The sequence below is a fragment of the Peptostreptococcus russellii genome, assembly GCF_900110295.1.
GTDB classification, from domain to species: domain Bacteria; phylum Bacillota; class Clostridia; order Peptostreptococcales; family Peptostreptococcaceae; genus Peptostreptococcus; species Peptostreptococcus russellii_A.
This window is the reverse complement of sequence record NZ_FODF01000009.1, coordinates 14,223-38,663: the sequence shown is the minus strand read 5'-3', so window position 1 is coordinate 38,663 and position 24,441 is coordinate 14,223. Positions and strand designations below refer to the sequence as shown.

The following is a 24,441-nucleotide window of genomic DNA, read 5'->3' as shown; positions in this document are numbered from 1 at the left end:
TTATAATTCTATTAATTTTTTTAAATTCCTAAAATAAACTTCTTACCATCTATTTCAACTATTTTTAAATCTATATCATATAACTCTTTTATTTTTTTTTCATTTATTACATCAGAGGGCTTTCCTTCCATTAATATATTTCCATCTTTTAGACCTATAATATAGTCTGAATAAGCTATTGCTTGATTAATGTCATGAAGAACCATTATTATGGTAATACCAAGTTCTCTATTCAATCTCTTTATTAATCTTAAAATATCTAACTGGTACTTTATATCTAAATATGTAGTAGGTTCATCTAAAAATAGATACTTTGTTCCCTGCGCTATTGCCATTGCAATCCAAACTCTCTGTCTTTGACCTCCTGATAAAGAATTTACGGTTCTATCTTTCACGTCTTGAAGATTAGTTACTTCAATAGCCCAAGCTATCATTTCTTCATCCTTTTCAGTCTGCCTTTTCATCATTTTTTGATATGGTGTTCTACCATAGCTAACTAACTGTTCAACTGTAATATCATCTGCAACCTTATTGTACTGATGTACAATTGCCACTCTTTGAGCAAAATCTCTATTAGTCAGAGATTCTATGTTTCTTATGCCAAATAAAACTTCTCCAGATTTTGCCCTTAAGTTTTTTGTCATTAATGAGAAAAGCGTCGATTTCCCACAACCATTTGGTCCTAGAATGGTTGTTATCTTTCCTTTTTTTAATTTGAAAGATATATCATCTATTATTATCGGTAATTTATCTCCATATGAAAATTTCAAATTTTTAACTTCCAAAACCTTCACCTCCTCTTCTTAATAAGAAAATGAAGAAAGGACCTCCAAATATAGACATTATAATCGCCGCTGGTATCTCATATGGCGCAAAAAGACTTCTTCCTATTGTATCTGAAAGCAATAGAACTAAAGCTCCTAATACCATCGTGTATGGAAGCTTGATCTTATGATCACTTCCTACCAACAATTTTGCTATATGCGGCACTATCAAGCCCAAAAAACCTATAACTCCAACTACTGAAGTTGATACACTTACCAATATAATTGCTACAAGAGCCACCAAAAATCTATCTCTATCAACATTTACTCCCAAAGCTCTTGCAGTCTTATCTTCTAGAGACAAAATATTGCATTTTTTATATAAAAAATATGAAATGATAAGTCCAAATATTACAAATACTGTCATTAATTTTACATCAGCCCATGTCTTTTGAGATATATTCCCTAAAACTATTGACTGAACTTGAGATAAATTGGCACCTCCACCAGCTGCAGCCTTAAAAAACTCTCCAAATCCTACGAAGGTCATATTCAATGCCACTCCTACCAATATTAGTTTGACAGGATTTACTCCACCATCCCAAGCTAGAGAATATATAAGAAAATAAGCCGCAAGTCCTCCTAAAATCGCAAATATTGGTATAGAAAAATAAAGTTGTGGAATAAATGTAACAATCAATATACTCATCAACGATGCAGCTGATGAAATACCAATTATTCCGGGATCTGTAAGTGGGTTTTTCATTACTGACTGTAACATAGCTCCCGATGTTGATATTGCTGCTCCTGCTAAAATAGCGATTAAAACTCTTGGAAACCTCAAATCCAATATTGTAGCTACATCTGGATCTTTTGCAATAAACAGTCCTCTAAATAATCTTCCCATACTCATATTTATACTTCCTGTAGTTGCTCCAATAAAAAATACTATTAGCAGTATCAATAGTGTTATAGAGAATACCGTTAGCTTTCTCTTATTATTTACTGCATATCCTTTTGTGTTTGGAGATGTAATCAATGATATAATTTTTTCTTTTAATTCTTTCAATTTACTCATTCCCTCCATAAAATATTTTTTGTAAGTCTTCCAAAGCACTAGGATAGTTAAACTTAGCTGACATTCCAAATTTACGATTGTCTAAGTCATACACCTTTTTTTCTTTAACAGCTCTAAAGTGAGACCATACGTCATTTTTTTCAAATTCATCTTTGAACATCTTCATTACATCTTCTGGCATTGCATGAGCTGTTCTAAGTATTATATCTGGATCTTTTTTTAACATATCTTCTGTGTTAATATTGATAAACTGTTCCTTTTCTGATTCAAAAACATTTTTCGCCCCAGACATTTTTACTAGTGAACCTACATAAGATTTATCTGTTGCCACCACATAACTCCCTGGCAACCCCATAAGAATAAGTACACTTGGTTTCTTTTTGTCCTTATTTTTTTCTTTATAGGCTTTCATAAAATTATCGTATTCTTTGATTAAAGCATCTGCTTCTTTCTGCCTATTAAGTATTTTACCGAGATCCTTTATAGATTTATACATCCCCTCTACATTATTCAAATTTAAAAATCCATATCTTAAATGTGCATTTTTATATTTTACTTGTAAATCACTTACTAGACTAACAGGAGAAAATACCCAATCTGGATTAACTGACTTTATTTTTTCTATATCAGGAGACATAGCCATTCCAATTTTTTCAACATTTTCATATCTTTTAGGAAGTTTATCTACTTTACTATCTGGTACACCTATTAAATCTACATTTAGCTTTTCCATTATAAATACCGTTGACATTGATGTTGCAATTATCTTTGGATTTTCTTTATTTATACTCTCTTCAACTTTGCTATCAGAACTATAATCCACACAAGCAGACATTAGTGGCAAAATGAAAAATAAAGTTATTATTAATATTATTTTTTTAAACTTACACATAGCCCCCCCTTTCTACATTTAGACCTTCTATAACTTTCAATCATAGAATCTTGATTCTATCTGTAGATTTTCCTTTTTAGTTTTCTCATATAGTATCCATACAAATATTGCTCCTAGTATAAATATTGTGAATATAATTGCTGATACAACTATTAAAAATACAATTATTCCTAAACTTAGAGGTCCTAATGGTCTGCTTTTTTCTTTTTCTTTTTTTATATTGTCATTAAAGTCACTGTTTGTTAAAAGTCCGTGGTCATATCCAAGTTCTGATTGCTCTATTTTTTTATCATCGCTTTCTTTGTCTGAAATAGTAGAATCTTTATCTTTACTTTTCAAAACATTTTTTTTGCCCTCTTTTTTTTTATTTAATGCCTTATTCTTATTCTCTGTTTCTAACTTTGAGCCTTTATTTTTTTCACTTTTCTTTTCGACACTATTTTTACTAGATTGCGATTTATTTTCTTCTCCCTGATTTTTTTCACTACTTCCTTCTGTATTCGAATTTGATGATTGAACATTGTTGTTCGAAGCTGACGTTGAAACTAATGCCTTAAAATCTGTATTTCCTTCTTCCATATTATCTAGGGTAATAAAAAATATTACAGCCCTTCCCATTTGATTTACAAAAAAACTAGATTTGATAACTGAATCTGTGGATGGTATTTCAAATCTAAAATCCCCTGTATCTCCACTGCTTTTTGTTTCTTCAACAGGAACTTCAGAAAAGCCGCTCGTCCCCTTAGTTTGAACCCACATTCTTACATCTTTAATATGATTTCTTCTTCTCAAACGTATAGTGGCAAACAACTTTCCATCATCATCTTTTTCTACTAAAGCTAGTCCATACACTGTATTACTAACCATTCCTTCACCTATTCCAGAATTATTTCCTGGATCTTCAATTTCACCATTAACTGGATTTTCGTAGTGTCCAACGGCTTCAGCGGTATACAACTCCCCTGCGTTTACATCTTGCTTAAAAAAAACAAATAGGAAAATAAATACTATACAAATTATTCCTATATATTTTTTAAAACTATAGTATATGGGATTGCTTATATTTTTGATCATATAATATCCCCCTTATTTATAATTTCTTTGAGCTTCTTACTTAAATCTATTTCGTATAAAAGTTTTTTACCAATATTTACATACACATAAATAGCTGCTATAACACTCATAACTATTGCCATTATTCCAAAAAATATTACTTTTAAATTTTCTTGTGTTTCTAGCTTTTCATTGTTCTCTTCAAGAGTATTTTCATTTTTGTCATCATTTTCTTCTATACTTTTATTAAACTCTTGATTGTCATTTGTAAGAGTTGTAACAGGTGGATTCCCTTTCAAATTACTCTTCTTCTCTGATTCATCTTTTTTGTCATTCTTATTCTTTAAATTAGCACTCTTAGAAGTTTCTTTTTTCGACTTTTCTATATTTCTAGATGGAGAACTATTTTTATCTTTATTTATTTGAATATTAGCCTTTTTTATTTCCCCACTAGCTTTAATTATAGGCTTTTTAGAAGAGTTATTTTCTTCATAAATAATAGCTATTTTGCCCAACCTAGAAAGTTTAAAAGTAACTTCATCACCTTTAACACTTGTAGCTATTTCACTCAAATCGTCAATATATCTAGCCCTTATAGGAATTCCAGATAGTTCCCCCTTTTTCATAGTGATACTTACAGGGTTTTTATTCTTTTGAACTTTACCAAAATCATCTTCTGCAGAAAAACTATATATATCAAACTTTGTAGATCTTCCTAATTTTTTTACAGTCTCTAAGTATTCTTTTCCACCAAATATTTTATCTGACTTAAATCTTACATTTCGAGTGAATGTTCCTTTAGGAGCTCTATATCTGATTCCATCGTCTAGTCTATCAATGCTATCATTTGGATTGAATGTTTTTTTGGGAGTTCCCTTTTTCTTTATTTCATAAAGCTCAGCCTTACTTTCTTCAACTTGTCTAAGACTTGACCAATCTATTTTTAAACGAGCTCCTATAGGAACTTCACCCATAGGCTTTACTTTAGGGTCAACCTTCACATAAATCATTGGATCTTTTCTATTTATACTAAATTCAAATACTCTCGGTCTTTTTTGACTTTCTCCTTCTATTTCTAGATCATATGCATATGCTTTTGAAAAATAATAATATTCATTATCATCTCTTACTTGAAAAGACACTAAAGATGCAGTTATATTTTGAACTGTCATTTTATTACTTGCTATTATCATATGATACTTACCTTCTTTTGATAATATATTTGCCTTATTTACCATAGCTCCATTCCCCATAGAAGGCTTATCTTCTCTTTCATGATACAGGCTAACATTCACTTCATAATATCCATCTTCTAAATTAAGTTTTTCTCCTTTTTCAAGTTTTGGTAATTTTCTATTATCTTTATAAGCATTTTCTTCACCTATTTCCAAAGCTTGCTCTTGATTTTCTATTCTTTCTTCTGACACATTGCCATTAAATTCATTTTGATTATCAAAATCATTATTTTTAATTCTACATTTTTCTATTTCCTTCGGCCAGTTTATCTTCAACCTAGCTTCTTGCTCCCCAGAACCTAGTTCTGCCATAACTGGAACATATACTTTTACAGGAATTGTATCTTCATCCGCAGAAATATCAAATTCCATATCTTTAGGATACTTAACACCCTTGTATTTTTCATTTTTCCCATTTATAGGATCGTTATAAATATCATAATTATCATATTGAGAAATAATATTAACTTTTCTGTTTTTCACTTCAAGATTAGATAAATATCCAGTAAATCCCATAAATTGAAGTGGTAAAAATCTAAGTTTCATTTTGATTTTCCCATTAGATACTTCAACTATTGCATATTGTTTTAATGCATTATTTCCCATTGAAGCCTCATCATCATATTTTTTCATCAAACTAATGTCTACTTTGTAGTAGCCATCTTTAATTTTTTGAAATGCTTTACTATACTCCAATGCACTGGAAAAAGAGATGATTACAGCTAGCAAAAAAGTTATCACTTTGTAAAATATATTCTTTTTTCTACTCTTAATCTTACTTTTTATGTATAAATATTTTTTCTGCACGATAATATCCCCCTAATAAACTAAGTACATAATATCAGAAATTAATAGTCATTTTCAATTAAGTATTTTTAGGTATTCTTTTAAATTTTTTGGATACTGCTATTAAATCTATATCCTTATAACTATTTCTTTTCTTTAGCACCAAAACTTAGTTCATGATTTCTTCTATATCTTCCTGGGCTCATACCAGTTTTGTTTGTAAATACTGTTGAAAAATATGATGGTGAACTAAAACCACACAAATCTCCTATTCTATCGATGTTTTCATTAGTTTGCAATAATAATATTTTTGCATGATGTATTCTATGCTCTGCCAAATAAGAACTGAAACTCTGACCCATACTTTGCTTAAATAATTGTGATAAATATGTACTGTTAATATGCATTTTCTTGGCTATATTTTTTATTAATATAGGCTCACTAATATGTTCCTCTATATATTCTAAAATTTCCTGTATAATTGGATTCTTACTTAACACCTTCATATCTAGCAGTTCCGAATAATAAGAGCTTATTATATTTTCTGCTACTTTATTTATATTTTCTGCAGTAAGCTTAGTATGCATAATCAGGGTATTAGAATAGCAACACTCTGTAAGTTGTAAATCATAAGTAAATAATAGATAATAATAAATACTATAATTTAGATTATTTAGTGCTAATCTATATGCCAAAATCATATCTATTCCACTAAAATCCGTTAATTTTGAGGACTTCTCTACGAATTCATTATATGCATCTTTCACCTTTCCATTACAAATGGATTCACACAGCATTTTATAGTTTAGCTGTATATTATATTTATTTAAATTACTTAATTCTGTCATCTACATCACTCCATTCAATTATTAATTTATAAAAATAAACATAAGCAATCTAATCTTATTATATTTATATATAAGAATTTCACTTTATAAAAATAACTATTTTTACATAACTAATTTTATTACTAAATTGCCATCTTGTCAATGAAATTAATTATCATTGTATATTGACAAAATAAATCCCCCTATGAACTCATAGGAGGAAACATATTTTTATAATTTTGCTATTTCATCTTCCATCAATAATCTTTCATTCAATCTTGCCGATGCATAATCTACATCTAGGTCTGTTGTATGCTCTCCTAATATTTTATATCTCAAAATATTTTTCTCATCTAACATATGTGCTTTAAATGCCTTTTCTCCAACACTTTCAGCTTTCATTTTAGAAATATTTTTCAATAGATTCATATCTACTTTTCCATTACATATAAAATATCCCAGCACTTCACATGACTCGTCTATAATAGATAAAGTATTCTCTGCACAATCTCTTCCGTGCTTGGAGTCAGGGAAAAATCCCATTGTCCCCATAAAAAATATTTTTTTATTTTTTAATTTAGATATAAAATTTTTCATAGATTTATTTGGAAAAGATCTATCAATCCAAAAGGCAGGTATTACTATATCATATTCCGATAAATCATACTCATCATTTTCATTGAATATTGACTTTTCAAAATTTGAAGGTATCTTATTAAAAACTCCCTCAGCTAGTTTTTTTGTATTTCCTGTTAAGGAGCTGTATACTATTGCTATTTTCATTTTAAATTCCTCCTATTTACTACAATTAAAGCATTTTTTAATTTAATGAATTACTTTCTTTGTACAATTTACCATCTTTCATAGTATATATTTTTTTACATATTCCCATTGTTGATTCTCTATGAGATACTATAATCACTAATTTTTCTTTCATTTCTGTTAAAGATCTAAGTATAATAGCTTCATTATGAGAATCTAAATTTGAACTTGGTTCATCTAGAAGTATCATCTTACTATTAGTTAGAAAACATCTCGCCAAACCTAATCTCTGTCTCTCACCACCTGAAAAATTATCACCTAGTTCAGAAATTCTGCTATCAAGACCATTTTCTAGTTTCAATATGTGATCATATATTGAAGCTTTCTTCAAAGCTGATATTAATTCTTCCTCACTAGCATTCCTATTTGCAAGCAACAAATTTTCTCTGATTGTTCCTGCAAATAAAACTGTACTCTGTGTCATATAATCAATATTACTGTAAATTGATTTTGTGTTTACCTTCCTGATATCAAATTCATTTATTTTGATACTTCCAGAATCTACATCCCAAAATCTCATCATTAATTTCAACAATGTAGACTTTCCGCTTCCACTTTTCCCCATAATACCTATTATTTCTTGCAATCCAATATTTAAACTTAAATTTGATAATATTTCTACATCTTTATAAGAAAAATTAATTTTTTCTAAGCTCATTTCTCTCATACTCACATCTTGACCATCTTCAACTTCTTCTACCTCTGCATCTTCCTCCAATAAAGAAATTATTCTATCTCCACAAGCCAAAGTTTGAGCCAAGGTTGTTCCAAGGTTGGCAAGCGCTATATATGGAGAAAAAGTAGAAATTTGAACAATTACAGCAATAGTTGCAGAACTTGCATCTATAATAGCATTCTTATATAAAAGATAGCATACTAGCAATTGCAACATAGAAAGAACTATTATCCCTCTATCTGTCCTTGATTGCATCTTAGCAACTTCCATCCTCAACTTCGACTGATTTTTAATAGTATTTTTACTTGCTCTATTAATTTCACGAATACCTCTTTGACCAACATCATATTGTATCGTTTCTCTTATCCCTCTTAGTTCATCTAAAAACTTTCCATTTAGTAAAGATATATTTCTTCTCAAAGAAACTCCAGTAGAGTTTGTTCTTTTTGAAGAACTTATAGGAACTATTACGCCAATATAAATCTGCGCTATTAAAGCAAATATCGCTATAATGGGGTTAATACTTACAAAGAATACAAATAGAACTATACTTGTTAAAAAGGCAATTAAAATAGGCGATATAGTATGAGCATAAAATACTTCCAAAAGTTCAATATCTCCCATAATCATAGATATCAACTTACCTGGATTTTCACATTCAAGTTTTGCCGGTGCAAGTCGTCTCATAGCAGCAAATACCTTATGTCTTATTTCTGCCAGTATCTTAAAGGCTATAAAATGATTGCAAAACTGCTCTATATAATGGAACACACCTCTTAATAAAGCACAAATAAGTAGTGCATATATATAATAGTTAAAGCTCTTTCCACCAAAAGGAATTCCTGCAAATTCAAGTCTCAAATTTTTAGGAATTGTTGATATAAATGCATATGCTCCAAATATCCCTATTCCAAATGAAAGTAAAAATCCTAATACCCCTAATATCACTGCTATCATCATATATACTTTCATAGGTTTCACTAGCACTATTAATTTTCTCATTATTTCAATAGAATTCCTACGCTTCATTTTTTACCTCCTTATTTAATCTGGAATTTGTAAATTCTTTAGACTCCTCTAAAAAAGATTTATTGAGTCTGTATTTTTCCAAAGATTCTTGTTGGGTAAATAAACTCTTGTAAACGCTATTTAATTCCATTAACTCTTTATGTTTTCCTTTTTCAACTAACTCACCCTTATCTAAAACATATATACAATCTGCATTTTTTGCAGATGAAAGTCTATGAGAAATATATATTACTGTTTTTTTAGTTGATAATTCTTCTATTATAGACAATATTATTTCTTCTGACTCTATATCTATGTTTGAAGTAGCCTCATCAAAAATATACACCTCAGCATCATGTAATAATGCTCTTGCTAAACTTAATCTCTGAGCCTGACCACCAGATAAGTTTTTACCTTGTGACAATATTTCACTGTCTAAACCAGATATTGCATAGAATGTTTTCCAAAGATTTACCTTTTTCAAAACTTCTATCATTTCCTCATCACTAGCATTTGATTTTCCTATAGATAAATTATCCCTTACTGTACCTGAGAAAATATGTCCATCGTGAGTTATCCTGATTACATTTTTATTTATTTCACCTTTACGCATCATAAACAAATCATTTGAACCATAAAAAATTGATTTTTCTGATGCTATATATTCTGCAGATATTAAACTCGCCAAAGTAGATTTTCCACATCCAGACTCACCAACAATAGCAGTAAAACTTGCATTTTTAAATTCCATGCTCATATTTTTTAAGGCATGTGTTCCATCTGGATAATAATAATTCAAGTTATCTATCTTTATATGACAATTAGAAGTATATTTCTGTTCTCCATAAGAAATCTTTCCTTCTCTATTTAAAAAATCCAACATTCTTTCACTTGCACTTACGCCAGTCATAGCTATGTGGAAATATGAAGTCAATAATCTCATAGGAACAAAATAATCCGCTATTAACATCAAAATTAATATCATTTCATAGATATTTAAATTTCCAGACTTGTACTCAAACAATGCCATTATTATAGCCAATACAGCTCCTCCATATGCAATCCAATCTATAATCATAATAGAATTTAATTGCATAGATAAAACCCTCATTGTTTCCTTTCTAAAACCTTCAGACATCTCATCTATTTCTTTAGCTCTATATTCATCAGCTTTAAATACTTTCAAAGTGGTCATCCCTTGTAAACTATCTAAAAATAGATTACCTACATCAGCATATTTAGACCAGTACTTTCTCTGAACATTCTTTACAATTTTCAAAATTAATAAAAGAAATGCCGGTATCACTGGTGACAAAATCAATAACAGCAATGCAACCTTTATACTTATTGGCATAATAAATAAAAATAAAATCCAAGCTGATACAAAACTATAGTAAAATTGAATAAGATAAAGACCATAATAGTTTTCTAACTGTTCTACCCCTTCAACTCCCAAATGTACTATCTCTTGTGTTGTCATCACTTCTTGATAAGCCATTCCAATAGATAGAACTTTTTTGTATATGGCATTTCTAAGATTTACCTTGACCTCATTAACGAGCATATCACTCTTTTTTGAGTATAATTTTATGCAAATATGCCTTACAATCAAAGATATTATAATAGATATAATTGCTATCTTGACTGATATTATTTCAAAATCAAAGAAAAATCTACTAATTAAGGATGCAAAAGAAACTGAAAACAAAATATTTGCAAACAACCTAATTGAATTTATAATTACTCCTTGATATATATATTTCTTTGCACTTCCGCAAAATTTAAATAAACTTTTTTCTATCATTTAACACCTCCTATAATAAGAACATCTTATTATAAAAAAAGAATCCTCTCAATATTGATAATGAAAGTTCTTATCAAATTAAAAGAATACCTAAATTTTTTATATATATTTTTGAAGACTGTGTCTCTAGGTGATCTGTATATAAACTTTTCAATGTCATATTTAATACTAAAAGGTTTATATATTTTTAGATATTATATTTTAGCTATTATATAATTTAAAATATATTGTTTATTGGAGAATTATCTATTGATTTTAATATATGATGATTTTAATATCTGAAAATATATTATTTTACTAAATAGATTCTAAAAAAACCACCTAGAATTTATCTAAGTGGTTTTGTATACTATAAATCTATTTCTATTAATATTGGTGTATGATCTTGTCTTTCACCTGAATCAATCATCTCAGATTTTAAAATTTTATCGGCTATTCTTTCACTTACTAGCCAGTAATCAATTCTCCATCCAGAGTTGTTTATTTTACTTGTCTTGACTCTCTGTCCCCACCAAGTATAAACATCTTTTATATCACCATGAACATATCTAAAGCTATCTACAAATCCCTTATCTAAAAGATTTGTAAATCCTTTACGTTCTTCATCGGTAAATCCTGCAGATCTTCTGTTGTTATTTGGATGAGCAAGGTCAATTTCCTTATGTGCCACATTAAAATCTCCTGTTGCCAGTACAAACTTTTCCTTATCTAGACTAGATAAATATTTCGCATACTTTCTATCCCATTCCATACGTTCTTCTAGACGCTTTAATCCATCACCTGCATTTGGCGTATAAACTTGTGTAATATAGAATTTATCAAATTCCAATGTAATTATTCTTCCCTCTAAATCCATTGTATCTGGTGCACCTATTTCAGGATATATAACCTTAGGTTCCAAATTATTTTTATAAAGAAACATTGTACCTGCATAACCCTTGCGAGCTGGCTCTACTGAACTATTCCATGCTATTTTATAATCTGGAAACATCTCCCCTAATATAGTTAAATGTTTTTTTGTAGGTCCTTTGCTAGACAACTTTGTTTCTTGCAAAGCTATTATATCTGGATTGTATTCTATAATTGTATCTAATACCTTTCTTGATAAAACTGCTCTAGCTGATTCTGATGTTAGAGCCGCATTTAAAGAATCGATATTCCACGAAATTAATTTCATTTTTTCACTCCTTTAATTTTATTCTAATATAAGTAGATTACCCATAGTAATACTACTTTATTCATTATACATCATTAAGAGCTAGAAATAATCTTTTTAATAATAAATATACTATTTTTCATTGAGTATAGAACTATATATAAAAATTCTTATAAAAAATATATACAATTATTTTTTATAAGAATTTTCTTTACCTAGATATAATATTTTTTAAATTATTTATTATTAGCCTTGATCTTGCATATTCCTTGAGTCATTGTCCCCATCGGACAGAATGTACACCATGTTTTAGGTCTATAAAGTGCCATAACAATAAGACCTAATAAAAGAGATGTCAACATCAAGCTATAGAATCCAAATGAGAATTGTGCTACCCAATTAGAAACTGTGCCCGCTGTATATGTCCATCCCCATGGAACGCGTATTGTCCAAAATAGTTTAATTACTTCTCTAAGTGAGTTTGCACCTGCTGCAACTAAATATGTCTGAAATACCATATTAGCGAACATCGTTAGGAAGAAAGCCAAAAATCCATATCTAAACCACTTTGAAGAAAGCCATTTTGGTGCTAACTTATTACGGCTACATCCCGACTTACTTCCGATCTTTGCAAGTAACTGACCTCTTCCACAATAACTATTACAAAAGGCCTTATTACCTCCTACAATTGCTATTATTAGTGGTAAAAGAAAGTCGATCATACCAAGCCATGCAAATAGTATGTTAAAAAATCCTAGTGTAAAATATATTATCGGCCAAATCCATAAATATTCATTCCATCTTTTTTTCTTCATAGTTTTATCGCTCCTTTATTTCAATGCACCCTGCAGGACAAGTTTTTTCACACAAACCACAGCCTATACATTTTTCTTTATCTACTACGGCGTAACATCCACGCCAAACATTTATCGTTCCTTTGGGGCATACATTTCCACAAGCGCCACAAGCCACACAACGATTTTTATCTACTTCTGCATACCTTTTAGATAACATTTAAACACTCCTTACTTAATATAATAAAACTGCTTTTAGAAATTCAATAATATCCTTATTTATAATATTAAATCTACTATTCTACCCATTTATTTTTCTATATAATTTGGGACATAAAAAAATAGCCGCCTATGCTCTGAAACAAATATATCAGAAATAGTTGGCTATGTATGTGACTAAGTCACATAATCGTTTTTAATTTTTCTTTATCTTCAATAGTTATCTTTCCTCTACTTAAGCTTACAATTCCTTCCTCTGTAAAATGATTTAATATTCTTGTTACTACTTCTCTAGCACTACCTATATATCTAGCCAATTCGTCATGTGTTATATGTATTTCACTTTTGCCGTTTTTAGAAAACTCATCCCACAGATAGATAGCTACTCGCTTATCTACTCCCATAAATAAAATTTGCTGCATTGTCCACATAACATCAGAAAATCTTTCATTTACAGTTTCTAATAGAAAAATTTCCAGTCTTGGATTTTTCTTTTGCAAGGCTTTAAATACAACTGGTGGAATCACAAGAAGCTCTGTTTTCTCAATGGCCTCAATATTTACATCAAAACCAATAGAATCTAAAATACAAGATGCAGAAAGTACACAAAAATCACCTTTATGAAGTCTATAAACAGTTACTTCCCTGCCTTCTTCAGAAATCAAATATGTTCTTATTTGACCCTTTAATATAACTATTGGTCCTTTGCATTCTTCTTCCGTGTAGCTTATCTGATTTCCCTTTGAAAATTTTTCAACATAAGCATTTTCTAATAAAACATTTTTTTCTTTCTCATTTAAATCACTCCAAAATGAAAGTGATTGAAGAGCTAGCTTTAATTCATCATTCAATACACCGACCTCCAAACTATTTTACATATATATTTCATTATTATATCATTTATTGTATTTTTAGACATTTTTTTATATTCTTAAAGAAAATATTTTTTATTATCCGGTATAAATATATACTTTATATTTATACTTTAAAAGAATTTATATTCTCTTTATCAATGTATTGAATATTCTTTATTTAAATGTTAACATAATTATAAGGGACAATTATTAAAAATATAGTAATATCTATATTCCTTTATCAATTATTAAATATTATTTAAAAGGAGACATCATGAAAAAAAATACTATCAAATCTATCGCACTATCAATAGCTATTTTTATTTCTTCAACTATTCCAGCATTAGCTGATACTAATGTTACAAGAATTTCTGGCAAAGATCGCCATGAAACTAATATGAAAGTTGAACAGAAGTACTTTAACAATGCTGACGGTAACTTGGCAGTTATTGCACCTAGTAACAATTTTAGAGTTGCACTTTATGGTTCTTATATGGCAAACGCTTTAAATGTACCATTTTATATTATTCCAAACTCAGGTTTATCTCAATCTATGATAAATGAACTTTCTAGACTTGGAGTTAAAAGAAGCTATATTTTAGGAGATTATAAACAATTAAACAGAAGTATTGATAACAGTTTAAAATCAATCGGAATAAAAGTTGATAGATTCTATGATACATATGATTATGAGAACAACTTTTTTTATCCAATAACATCTTACATTGATACTCCTATATTTAACACCTTCCATGCAGGAGAACCTAGAGGTGACACTTCAGTTGGAATAATTATAAATGATAGCAAGTTCCCAGATTTATTAGCAGCTATACCATTTGTATCAGAACTTACTAGAAAAGAGGCTACTTATCTTGCATCTTGTAAAGATTTAGAATCTACTGACGGATTTAGATTTATAATAGGCGGCTATCAAAGTGTTCCAAATTACTTTGAAACTTTTGAAGGAGATAGCTTGGGCTTAAATCTTCACAGTTGGGATGGAAGTTACGATCCAGAAAGTTCATTTTTCACTGGTAGAATTGCAGGAAACAATCGCTATGAAACAGCTGTAGAAATAGCTAGATCCTACAAGCCAGTTTTAAAGAAAAATATCAATACCGTTGTTATTGTCGACGGTACTAACTATCCAGATGCTTTAGCTTCAGGAACAGCAGCTGTACATAACAATGCAGCTATTCTTCTTACTGAACCTAATAGTTTAGATGAAAATACTAAAAACTATATAATAGATAATAATATAAAAAATATAATTATAGTTGGTGGAGAAAATTCAGTATCTAGCAATGTGGAAAAGGAATTAAAATCATTAAATTAAAGCAAAGAAAAAACGATTCTTGTATCTAAATAAAATACAAGAATCGTTTTTTATATTTGTATTTTAAAATCTATCTTAATATAAATTATTAATAGTTTATTGATAGTTTTCTTTTAGGTAGTTCTTTGCATTCTGTAAATCAAGAACATTGTTTATAATGTATTTGATTTTTAAATTATTCGGTAACAAAACTCTATACTTATTACTAGATATATACTTTTCCACTACTTGAGGATGTTTATTTAAATATTCAAATACATCTTTTTCATTATGATTTTTTTCTATAACTTCATAAATATCATTTTTTATATTTTTTCCATAAATTGTACTTTCTCTATCTTTTAGTGTATATGCCTCTTTATCATACATCATATTTAAAAGTAGTTCTAAAGTTCTATTTGTTTTTGTATCCTGAAAAGTTCTTAACCCTAACCCATCGCCACATTCTACCCAGTGAAATTTGTCATATCTAAAACTTTCATCAGCAAGTTCTAGTAAAACTAGCTTTATATTTTTACTATAAGATTCCCAATATGACTTTTCTTTTAATATTTCTTTCATTCTTTTTCTAATATCATATGTTGTATTTACACTACCACCTGGAAATAAAGGTGCTTTTCCATCCATAGCTTTGTCTACATATATTTTTTTAGCTCTATATTCTATATCTTTTATTTTCCATACCTTACCAGATAGTAAAATATTAGTTCCTATCTCGAAGTGATTTACTGAAGAAATTTCACCAATCTTTGTATGCCTATTATAAACAAAGAAATTATCATCTATATTAAAATGTGTAAAAAACTCACTTTTCCTTAATAATTCTTCTGAAGCCATACCAGTTATTGCCTCTTCTTCTATTATTTCTATATATTTATTTTCTACTAAATACTCTATAAGTTCTAATAGTTCCTTGTCCTCAATTTCTTTCCACGTTTCAAATTCTTTGTTTATATTTTTTAATTCCTCTAGTGGAACTCCAGATTTTTCCAATAAAATAGATATTATTTGATGGGCTAAAACATCATATGGTTTTATAATCATTTGAAATTTATCAATTATCCCCTCCTCATAAAGCGATATTGCAGCTAGACCTTGCAACAAAGACCATTCATCGGTTGCTATAAAGTGTAGTACATTCCTTTGAGTTGCTCTACCACTTCTTCCTAATCTTTGACCTAAACTAGCTATAGAATAAGGTGCATTATACTGAACAATGCTATCTACAGCCCCTATATCAATTCCTAGTTCCAGTGTAGATGTACAGCAAATAGTAAACAATTCACCTCTATTATTTTTAGCAAAATTTTCCGCACTTAGTCTCATATCTTTACTAACTGATGAGTGATGTGCAAAATATTTTGTGTGCGACTTTCTCTTTTTAGCTAAACTAGAAAGACTAACAGATAATCTCTCAACTTCTGATCTAGAGTTTGGAAATATTAACATCGATTCTTTCTGAGAATAGTCGTATATTTCTTCTAGAGCATTATTTGATTCTTTTTTAATATTTTCCCTATAAAAGCTTTTTGTTACTTTTAAACTATTTTTACTACTATCTAACAAAACATCTGTTTTTCTTTCACTTCCAAAAAAATTTTTAATATTTTTATAATCTTCCCTATTTATTGTTGCAGACATACCTATAAATCTTGCTTCTTTTTCCATATACTTTTTTATTCTCTCAATTAAAGATTTTAATTGTATACCTCTGTTATTATCTTGAAAACTATGTATTTCATCTATTATTACCCATTCTGTTCCCTTAAACAAAAATTTAGCTTCTTCTGGTCTTAAAGATAGCATTGCTTCTATAGACTCCGGTGTTATCAAGAGTATTCCATTTGGTCTATCCAATAATTTTTTCTTTTTTGTTTTAGATGCCTCACCATGCCAAGATGTTATAGTTATATCCATATAATCACATAATTCATTTATTCTTTCAAATTGATCATTTATAAGAGCTATTAGTGGTGATATATATATAATCTTTAAACCGGTATTCCAATCGTCAATTGAATTAATAGCTGGTAAAAATGCTGCTTCTGTTTTTCCTGAAGCTGTAGGGGCTGCTAGTATAAAATTATTTTCTGTATTGTAAGTATGTTTTATTGAAGCCGCTTGTATTTTTTTCAAAGAAGGCCAGCCCTTATCATATACATATTGTCTAATTTCTCTTCTTAGCAGATTATAACTTTCCATTAAAATACCTCTATTTCATCATCTTTATTATCTTTATCTTTTAATATTGGTGAACTATCCTTGCCAAATTTGCTATATATAATATTTTCAATATTCACCTCTGGATTTTGTCTTATTAAATCTAGAATTTCCAAATAATCCTTTGTAACTGCACGCGGAGTCAAAAATTCATTTGCTCCTGGTCTGTTTAACTGCTCTTCCATATACATTTTTATCTGTTCAGGTGTCATAATAATATCTTTTCTGTAGTGGACATTGTAAATATAATTCAAATTCTCTAATAAGGTATATATTTCTTCAACAGTTAATGGTTTTAAAGGTAAAACAGTTCTATTTGTATTTAAAAGTTTTGTATCCATACTTTCTTCGCTTCCTAATCTACCCTTTAAAGCACCATAACTAGACATTCCTCTATTTTCATCAAATATAGTTTTTCTAGTTACTCCAAAGTTAATATATAGTCCTCTTGCAGTACTGGACTTGCACTCGTTAAATATATTTAGTATTCTTTCATAGTTTCTTTCTCTCGTACGGGCTAATGGTAACTTGTATAAATTTACAACTTCATCAAAGTTTATTAAAAAGCCTGAATATCCTATTCCTAAAAATAATTCAGATAAATTTTTAATAGCATCATACCAATTATCATCACTAATAATCTTTTCAATTCCCAGCTCTCTCTTTGCCTCTGTTTTTGTTGATATATCTCCTCTAATCCATCTTAGTGCCTTTAGTTTCAGCATTCTATTATCTTCTACAACACCTTCATAATACTTTACAATAGCTTGACCAAGCTCAAATGATAGACCAACAGAACTAAATGAACTAGTAATATCTAATATTTCATTCTCAACTATTTTTTTATTTTCTGCTGTTAGTAACTGACTAACTGGAAGTTTTTTTATTTTTGATATTTTCATTATAATTTTATTAATCCACTCTTCTAATATAGTCTCAATTGCTTTTCCATCTTGAGATGTTTTCACAACCATGCTATCTACTATAGCGCTATATAAGGATCTCGCTTTGCCATCTGTTGAGTAAAATCTTCTAGTTGGAGTCAAATCTACTGTAGAAACAACAAAATTCTTTTGTATTGCTATAGATTCTATAGTTCTAAGCATAAAACTTTTACCACTTCCAAAGTCTCCAACCCAAAATCTTATATCACTTTCACCTTCAATTATAGAATCCAATATCTTTATAATTTCTTGAACTTCCTCACTTCTACCAGCTAAAAGATGCTGAATTCCTTTTTTAGGAACAACTCCACCTTCTAATGCTTTTATAATATTATCTGCCTCTTTTGGATTTACCTTATTCTTCATTATTAACCAACTCCTTTACCATATCTACATAAAAATCATCTATTTTTATACAATCATCTTCTATCAGAATTGCTTGATCTTGTATATAATCATAAAGTTCTCCATTAACATTACTTATAAATACATTCAATAAGACATTATTATTAAGTGCTATTTCCTTTCCCTCTTTAATGCTTACCTTTTCTTTATCAACTATTAGTTTTAGAAAATCAATATACTTTAAATTTTCTTTTTGATCGTCATCTTTTATATCCACCTTTTCATCTTCTTCTATTTCATTTTCTGTTTCGTTTATTTCAGTATTTTTATTGTTTTCTAAAATTATAGCAAGCCTATTGTTATTTATATTCTCACTTTCTTCTTCACTTTCTTCTCCGATATATTCTTTTAATATATCCACCGTTTTATTCAATTCCTTTTTAGAGATTTCTACCTTCTCCATGTTCAATTCTATTTTCTTTCTTTTTGCTTTTCTTAGCTCTAACAGTTTTTCTAAAAGTTCTGTGGATAAAGTTTCTTTAGCTTCAATTAAATCCTCATACATATCCATATTATTCGGATTTATAATTTGATTTAATAACTTACTATTTTTTTGACTTAATTTTTCATGAGTTTCTACACCATATAAACATAGTAATAATAATTTTTCATTTTCACTTTCCCTAATAATATTTTTAGCAATTTTTATAAAATTATCGTCTTCACTATATTCTATTAATTTTTCAATGTCCCCATCCTGTCTCAACATTAATATTTCTTCTACTTTTAACTTCCAATCATTTGGATTCAAACTTATCATATCTTCTAATATTTCTTTTTTATCAGCATATCCTATACTTTTTTCAAAATAATAAATTTTAGCTTCTATTGCACTGATAATTTCTTTAGGTAAATATTTGCTAATAATTTTTTTATCATAATCAACATCTAGAAGTTGTGTATTCGGCATAATTTTTCTAACTGAATTTTCTGCAATTCTTATAAGCGAAGATAAGATCTTTTCTTCATCACTAGTTAAATAATATCTATTATTGTGTTTTATGATATTTTTTATTATTTTTTTGTTCTTTCTCTGCCATATAAACTCTTTATATAATCCATCTAAAATCGTTTTCCACAGATCTATATATAAATAAACTATTCTCTTTCTAATCTCATAAATATTCCAAACCGTTGTATTTCTCGCAGGAGTTAGATTTAATATATTAGCTTCTTCTGCATTGAATTTTCTAGAACTTCGAATACTTCCATCTTTATCCCACCAAGTTCTTTCTATACCACAATCCATTAAATCAAAGTATCTTCGTGTTTCTTCATTTGGACTTGAAATATGATTTTCTATTCTATTTGCTTCTTCTAAAACATCTTTCTGCATCTCACTTCCAAGATGTTTTTCTAGCAATTGATAAGAGTAATCAGGGTTATAATAATTATATCCTCCACTATATTTTTTTGTTACACAGCCTTCAGAAATACAATAAATAGTATATAGAATATTACTATAATATCCACCTTCTCTCTCAATACTTGCAATCTCTTCATTTAACGAACTTTTTTTATCTTTTAATTTTTTATCAATAAACTCACAAAGTTTAAAGTAAAATCTCAGAGTTTCATATTTAATTTGATCAATCTCCATTATTTTTCTTTCATATGGTATGTCTAATTTCTCTATCCAGTTATTCTTAATACTCTCCTCAACTTCAATATTTTCGTATTCTATTGGACTAACTTCTAAAGTGGATACGTCTATTATCTCTATATCTTCTTCACTTTGATCTATTTCCGATACTTCTCTAATCGTTTCTTCTTCTACTTTTCCTATAACTTCTGATTCTTCTTGATTTTCTTTTTCTGGCTCTTTTACTTCTACTAACGTAGTATTACTTTCTTCTGAGTTTTCTATAACTTTTGATTCTTCTTGATTCTCTTTTTCTTTAATATATCTGTTTTCTTTGCTTTCTATTTTTTTATTTGCCTTCAAAATTCTATATTTTACAAACTTTTCTTTTAGAAAGAATAGCCCTTCTATTAAGTACACGATGCCTTCTAAAAAACAAAACAATATTAAAAAACCAATAAGAATGTTGTCCATCTTAATTGAATAGATAGATATAAATAAAAATATTAATCCTGTTACAAGCCTCTTTGAATAAAACCTGTGTATACCTAAGAATCCAAAAATAATTGATAAAATTCCAGCAATAAAAGGATTTCTTTTTAATTGTTTGAATTCACTTAACCTAATAAAATATTTTTTATGTATCTTAAATTTCATTAATTCTATTCCCCCTACTGTAAATATTTACTTTTAAACAAGAAAGAAAAACTTACAATTTTAATTTAAAAATTATAAGTTCTTCCTTTACTATCAATTAATAAATTTTAGACTCTTTCAATAGAATCAGTCTTATTATAACTTTTAATTTCTGATCTGTAACTTTTTAATTAATTTTGATTATTTCCCTTAATTTATATTATAATTTATAGCTATTTTTTTGTCCATATACTATTATGTTTTTAAATTATTTTTAACCAACTTGAAAATAGTATCTTAATACCTTTACTTTTTATTAATAAGAAATTAAAAGCTTATTATTATTTTATTTTAAATTTTATCTTTAACTTATTTAATAGTACATTATTATTTATCTTAATTCTTCTTCAGAAATTACAATACTATTTTTTTCCACTTTCTAATTTTAGTTCTAAAGCTAGAAAATGGTGCAACTGTATTTATATGTATAAACTTATAAACTTCCCAGACAGCTTTTTTTGTGGCATCATCTGCCCATTTTCTCATATGAGGCTCAAATAATTCCTCATCGCTCATAGAATCTATCATTTCATATATAGAATTGATGTTTTCTTCTAAAATATTTTTTAATTCTCTTATTGATAAATGAGCATAATTTTCATTAAAGCATTGATACAGCTCACCTAATTGATTCCACTTAAAATTATCTGTAGGAGTTTTTACTTCGAGTCCTTCTTCTTCATCTTTTTCCCATTTCAGAATTAAAGTAGTCCAACCAACCTGATATGCAAGATTTTCTGCTGGACTTCTATCTACTTCATCTATTTTTTTATCCTTTAGATCTTCTGGTATATCATCGAATTCAGAAATATATTTATTAAAAGTTTTCTCTATTTCTAGTTTTAAATCCTCTTTATTTTCATATTTTCTCATTATTCTTCTCCTATAAAATTCATTCTTCGATTTTTATCATAAACTTTGTAACATACTCTTCAGGTTTAGATATAGCAAATTCATTTAAACCTATTTCATAGGCATAGCCTTTCAGTTCGAGTCTATTTTCTTTCGCATATTTCAATAATTTTTCGTACATAACAGAAGCTTTGTCCCAACTTCCTTTTTGGTAGGCGCATAGATATTTACCTTTCTCTCTAATAATTGTTTTGGAATTAGAACTTCCTTCCAAAGTATAACTATATATGCCATCATATTTTTCAAATTCTTTATTTTTCAACTTATTAACTGAAATAAAACTTCCTATTCCCATTCTTATTTGCTCTATGCTCCACTTATCTTTTAAATAATCAAATATTTCATGTACACCTCCCTCTATTAAATTATACGGCAATATTGAAATTTTTTCTTCTCTTAATTCTTCTATTCTAATTTCTTCTTCCGTTAAATTTTCACAAATCTCTACTTGTTCTTTTTTTCTGTTTAATATTTTTTTAGTATTTTCCAACTTCTTTATTTCTAAATCTATCTCTCTTTCTTTTTTACTAGCTATCTTTAAAAAACTTTCTCCATTTGCATTCTTACAATAACTTTTTATTTCATCAATACTCATATTCATTTCTTTAAGCATACGAATATATTCAAAAACTATACTTTGAGATATATCATAGTACCTATATCCATTCTCGCCCTTACTAGAAGGTGAAAACAGTCCGATTTCATCATAATAATGTAGTGTCCTTTTATTAACTTTATGTAACTTTGCAAATTGAGATATAGTCATTTTTATAGAATTCTGTGTCATCTCAAAAAACTTCCTTCCCTTTATTGACATTACAGTTACTGTAATGTTTATTATAGAATATATAAAATAATAATACAAGGAGAATTAAAAATGCAAATATATTTAAGAAAATATTACGAAGAAGATTTTGAACAATTAAAGGAAATCATTAGAGAAACGTGGCACTATGATGAATTTTCTAGTCCCAAAACAGCATCTAAATTAGCTGAAGTATTTTTAAGTAGTTGCTTAACAAGCTACACTTTTTCAAAGGTAGCTGTGCTAAATGGAAAAGTTGTAGGAATAATTCTAGTAAGAGATATTAAAAATCATAAATGCCCTATTTCCAACAGAATAAAGCAAGTAAAAGCCATGGTAAAATTACTTTTATCAAGAGAAGGTAGAAAAGTTTCTAAAATTTTTAAATCAGTCCATGGTATAGACAAACAACTGTTAGAGGAGTGTGGAAAGACTTACCCTGCAGAACTAGTCTTATTTTCCGTAAGTGGAGCTTGCCAAGGTAAAGGTATAGGAAAGAAACTGCTAAACTCTGCCTTTGATTATATAAAAGAAAATAAACTTGATGAGTTTTATCTTTTTACAGACACTAGCTGCAACTATGGATTCTATGAACATCTTGGAATGAACAGACGTTGTGAAAAAGAACATATTTTTGATATTAAAGGACAAAAAGCAAAAATGAACTTCTTTATTTATGATTATCAATGTGGGTAATTAAAAAAAGTGTATGAAAAACGAAAAGCTATCTGAAATTCAGGTAGCTTTTTCATATACTAATTTTTTTAATTTAAACTTCTATTTTAGAAGCTTCCTCTCAATATCTTTTTTAATAAGTTTAATCATACAAGTATTATGCTTTTCTATCTTTTCATCATTCCAAACATTTTCTCTTTCCTTTATTTGCTCAGCTTTAATTTCTAACATCAACTTCATTATTAGTAACTTAGGACTCTGCTTAATAAGTTCTTTATTTTCTATCTTTTCAATTGGAAGCCATATTAACTACTATAAAAATCAGCTATGATTATCAGCCTCATTATGACACCATTATACAAAACTGTAAATCATAAAGAATATAATTTTAATTTTTAAAAATGAATTAAAATAAAAAAGCTAGGATATACTCCTAAGCTTCTATATATGTTGCTATATTTCTATTTTTTTATTTTATTAACAGATATTGCACCTAAAATTGCAGAAACTGCACACAAAATAATTATCCAAAAATTTGGATGCATATATACACCTCCCAAATATATTATTTCTCGGCTATTTGCCTTTAATACGTAAAACCTTATCTACATCATACAATAAATTATAAAGTGTATCTTCTGCTAAAATCCCTCTTTTCAAATCTTTGGGGAAAAGTTCTCTTCTATCTGCATCAAAATCCTCTAACCAATCTGGTCCTTCATAATATGCTTTTAACTCTTGAATTTGAGATTTCAATATTTTAAGATTCTTATATACATCTTCTTTTGATAATAAAGCCTCAATCACTCTATCGCATATTTCTTCCATATGAATTACACGAGCAAGCTGCTCTTCATATTTTTCATTTCTTATTTTCATTTTATTATTCTCCCTTTAT

General features: G+C 28.4%; 22 protein-coding genes. 2 read left to right on the top strand and 20 right to left on the bottom strand.

Annotated features, from left to right (window positions below):
- Positions 1–20: 20 nt before the first annotated feature.
- From BMY82_RS06415 to BMY82_RS06355, 13 genes are all read right to left on the bottom strand, one after another.
- Positions 21–785: an ABC transporter ATP-binding protein gene (locus tag BMY82_RS06415; RefSeq protein ID WP_091975736.1), complete on the bottom strand. Its 765-nt coding sequence runs from the start codon at positions 783–785 to the stop codon at positions 21–23.
- Positions 775–1,842 carry a FecCD family ABC transporter permease gene (locus BMY82_RS06410; protein ID WP_091975735.1) on the bottom strand — a complete coding sequence of 356 codons (1,068 nt, stop codon included), beginning with the start codon at positions 1,840–1,842 and terminating at the stop codon, positions 775–777. Before BMY82_RS06410 ends, BMY82_RS06415 begins: the two co-directional genes overlap by 11 nt.
- Entirely contained in the window at positions 1,835–2,734 is a 900-nt protein-coding gene (isdE, locus tag BMY82_RS06405; RefSeq protein WP_091975734.1) for a heme ABC transporter substrate-binding protein IsdE, read from the bottom strand. The genes BMY82_RS06410 and isdE overlap by 8 nt, the downstream gene beginning before the upstream one ends.
- Positions 2,735–2,770: 36 nt before the next feature.
- A complete protein-coding gene (locus BMY82_RS06400; protein WP_091975733.1) occupies positions 2,771–3,808 on the bottom strand; it encodes a heme-binding Shp domain-containing protein in 1,038 nt (345 codons plus the stop codon).
- A complete protein-coding gene (locus BMY82_RS06395; protein WP_180366750.1) occupies positions 3,805–5,763 on the bottom strand; it encodes an NEAT domain-containing protein in 1,959 nt (652 codons plus the stop codon). Before BMY82_RS06395 ends, BMY82_RS06400 begins: the two co-directional genes overlap by 4 nt.
- A gap of 188 nt (positions 5,764–5,951) precedes the next feature.
- Positions 5,952–6,656 carry a helix-turn-helix domain-containing protein gene (locus tag BMY82_RS06390; protein ID WP_091975731.1) on the bottom strand — a complete coding sequence of 235 codons (705 nt, stop codon included), beginning with the start codon at positions 6,654–6,656 and terminating at the stop codon, positions 5,952–5,954.
- 210 nt (positions 6,657–6,866) lie between these two features.
- Positions 6,867–7,418: a flavodoxin family protein gene (locus BMY82_RS06385; protein WP_091975730.1), complete on the bottom strand. Its 552-nt coding sequence runs from the start codon at positions 7,416–7,418 to the stop codon at positions 6,867–6,869.
- A 37-nt stretch (positions 7,419–7,455) separates the two neighbouring features.
- Entirely contained in the window at positions 7,456–9,162 is a 1,707-nt protein-coding gene (locus BMY82_RS06380; RefSeq protein WP_091975729.1) for an amino acid ABC transporter ATP-binding/permease protein, read from the bottom strand.
- Positions 9,152–10,945, bottom strand: a complete 1,794-nt coding sequence (locus BMY82_RS06375; protein WP_091975728.1) for an ABC transporter ATP-binding protein/permease — start codon at positions 10,943–10,945, stop codon at positions 9,152–9,154. The genes BMY82_RS06380 and BMY82_RS06375 overlap by 11 nt, the downstream gene beginning before the upstream one ends.
- A gap of 349 nt (positions 10,946–11,294) precedes the next feature.
- On the bottom strand, positions 11,295–12,122 hold the full coding sequence (locus tag BMY82_RS06370) for an exodeoxyribonuclease III (protein ID WP_091975727.1): 828 nt from the start codon (positions 12,120–12,122) through the stop codon (positions 11,295–11,297).
- Positions 12,123–12,337: 215 nt separating this feature from the next.
- Complete coding sequence (locus BMY82_RS06365; RefSeq protein ID WP_091975726.1) at positions 12,338–12,916, bottom strand: 4Fe-4S binding protein; 579 nt, start codon at positions 12,914–12,916, stop codon at positions 12,338–12,340.
- 4 nt (positions 12,917–12,920) lie between these two features.
- Positions 12,921–13,115: a 4Fe-4S binding protein gene (locus BMY82_RS06360; RefSeq protein ID WP_091975725.1), complete on the bottom strand. Its 195-nt coding sequence runs from the start codon at positions 13,113–13,115 to the stop codon at positions 12,921–12,923.
- A gap of 181 nt (positions 13,116–13,296) precedes the next feature.
- Complete coding sequence (locus BMY82_RS06355) at positions 13,297–13,965, bottom strand: Crp/Fnr family transcriptional regulator (RefSeq protein WP_091975724.1); 669 nt, start codon at positions 13,963–13,965, stop codon at positions 13,297–13,299.
- Positions 13,966–14,242: 277 nt separating this feature from the next.
- Here BMY82_RS06355 and BMY82_RS06350 point away from each other — a divergent pair, with 277 nt between their 5' ends.
- Positions 14,243–15,304 (top strand): cell wall-binding repeat-containing protein, encoded by a 1,062-nt coding sequence (locus BMY82_RS06350; RefSeq protein ID WP_091975723.1) that lies wholly within the window; start codon positions 14,243–14,245, stop codon positions 15,302–15,304.
- Between the two features lie 96 nt (positions 15,305–15,400).
- On the opposite strand, the gene BMY82_RS06345 is transcribed toward BMY82_RS06350, so the two are convergent.
- From BMY82_RS06345 to BMY82_RS06325, 5 genes are all read right to left on the bottom strand, one after another.
- Positions 15,401–17,506: a DEAD/DEAH box helicase gene (locus BMY82_RS06345; RefSeq protein WP_091975722.1), complete on the bottom strand. Its 2,106-nt coding sequence runs from the start codon at positions 17,504–17,506 to the stop codon at positions 15,401–15,403.
- Positions 17,506–18,834 (bottom strand): BREX system ATP-binding domain-containing protein, encoded by a 1,329-nt coding sequence (locus tag BMY82_RS06340; RefSeq protein WP_091975721.1) that lies wholly within the window; start codon positions 18,832–18,834, stop codon positions 17,506–17,508. Before BMY82_RS06340 ends, BMY82_RS06345 begins: the two co-directional genes overlap by 1 nt.
- On the bottom strand, positions 18,824–21,112 hold the full coding sequence (locus BMY82_RS06335) for a TM2 domain-containing protein (RefSeq protein ID WP_091975720.1): 2,289 nt from the start codon (positions 21,110–21,112) through the stop codon (positions 18,824–18,826). Before BMY82_RS06335 ends, BMY82_RS06340 begins: the two co-directional genes overlap by 11 nt.
- A gap of 393 nt (positions 21,113–21,505) precedes the next feature.
- A complete protein-coding gene (locus BMY82_RS06330; protein ID WP_091975719.1) occupies positions 21,506–22,024 on the bottom strand; it encodes a ClbS/DfsB family four-helix bundle protein in 519 nt (172 codons plus the stop codon).
- 19 nt (positions 22,025–22,043) lie between these two features.
- Positions 22,044–22,850 carry a MerR family transcriptional regulator gene (locus tag BMY82_RS06325; RefSeq protein ID WP_091975718.1) on the bottom strand — a complete coding sequence of 269 codons (807 nt, stop codon included), beginning with the start codon at positions 22,848–22,850 and terminating at the stop codon, positions 22,044–22,046.
- 90 nt (positions 22,851–22,940) lie between these two features.
- Here BMY82_RS06325 and BMY82_RS06320 point away from each other — a divergent pair, with 90 nt between their 5' ends.
- Positions 22,941–23,564 carry a GNAT family N-acetyltransferase gene (locus BMY82_RS06320; RefSeq protein ID WP_091975717.1) on the top strand — a complete coding sequence of 208 codons (624 nt, stop codon included), beginning with the start codon at positions 22,941–22,943 and terminating at the stop codon, positions 23,562–23,564.
- A gap of 81 nt (positions 23,565–23,645) precedes the next feature.
- Here BMY82_RS06320 and BMY82_RS09635 read toward each other — a convergent pair whose 3' ends face one another.
- Both BMY82_RS09635 and BMY82_RS06315 read right to left on the bottom strand, forming a co-directional pair.
- On the bottom strand, positions 23,646–23,774 hold the full coding sequence (locus BMY82_RS09635; RefSeq protein ID WP_278308742.1) for a hypothetical protein: 129 nt from the start codon (positions 23,772–23,774) through the stop codon (positions 23,646–23,648).
- Positions 23,775–24,119: 345 nt separating this feature from the next.
- Complete coding sequence (locus tag BMY82_RS06315) at positions 24,120–24,422, bottom strand: DUF4298 domain-containing protein (protein WP_091975716.1); 303 nt, start codon at positions 24,420–24,422, stop codon at positions 24,120–24,122.
- Positions 24,423–24,441 lie beyond the last annotated feature (19 nt).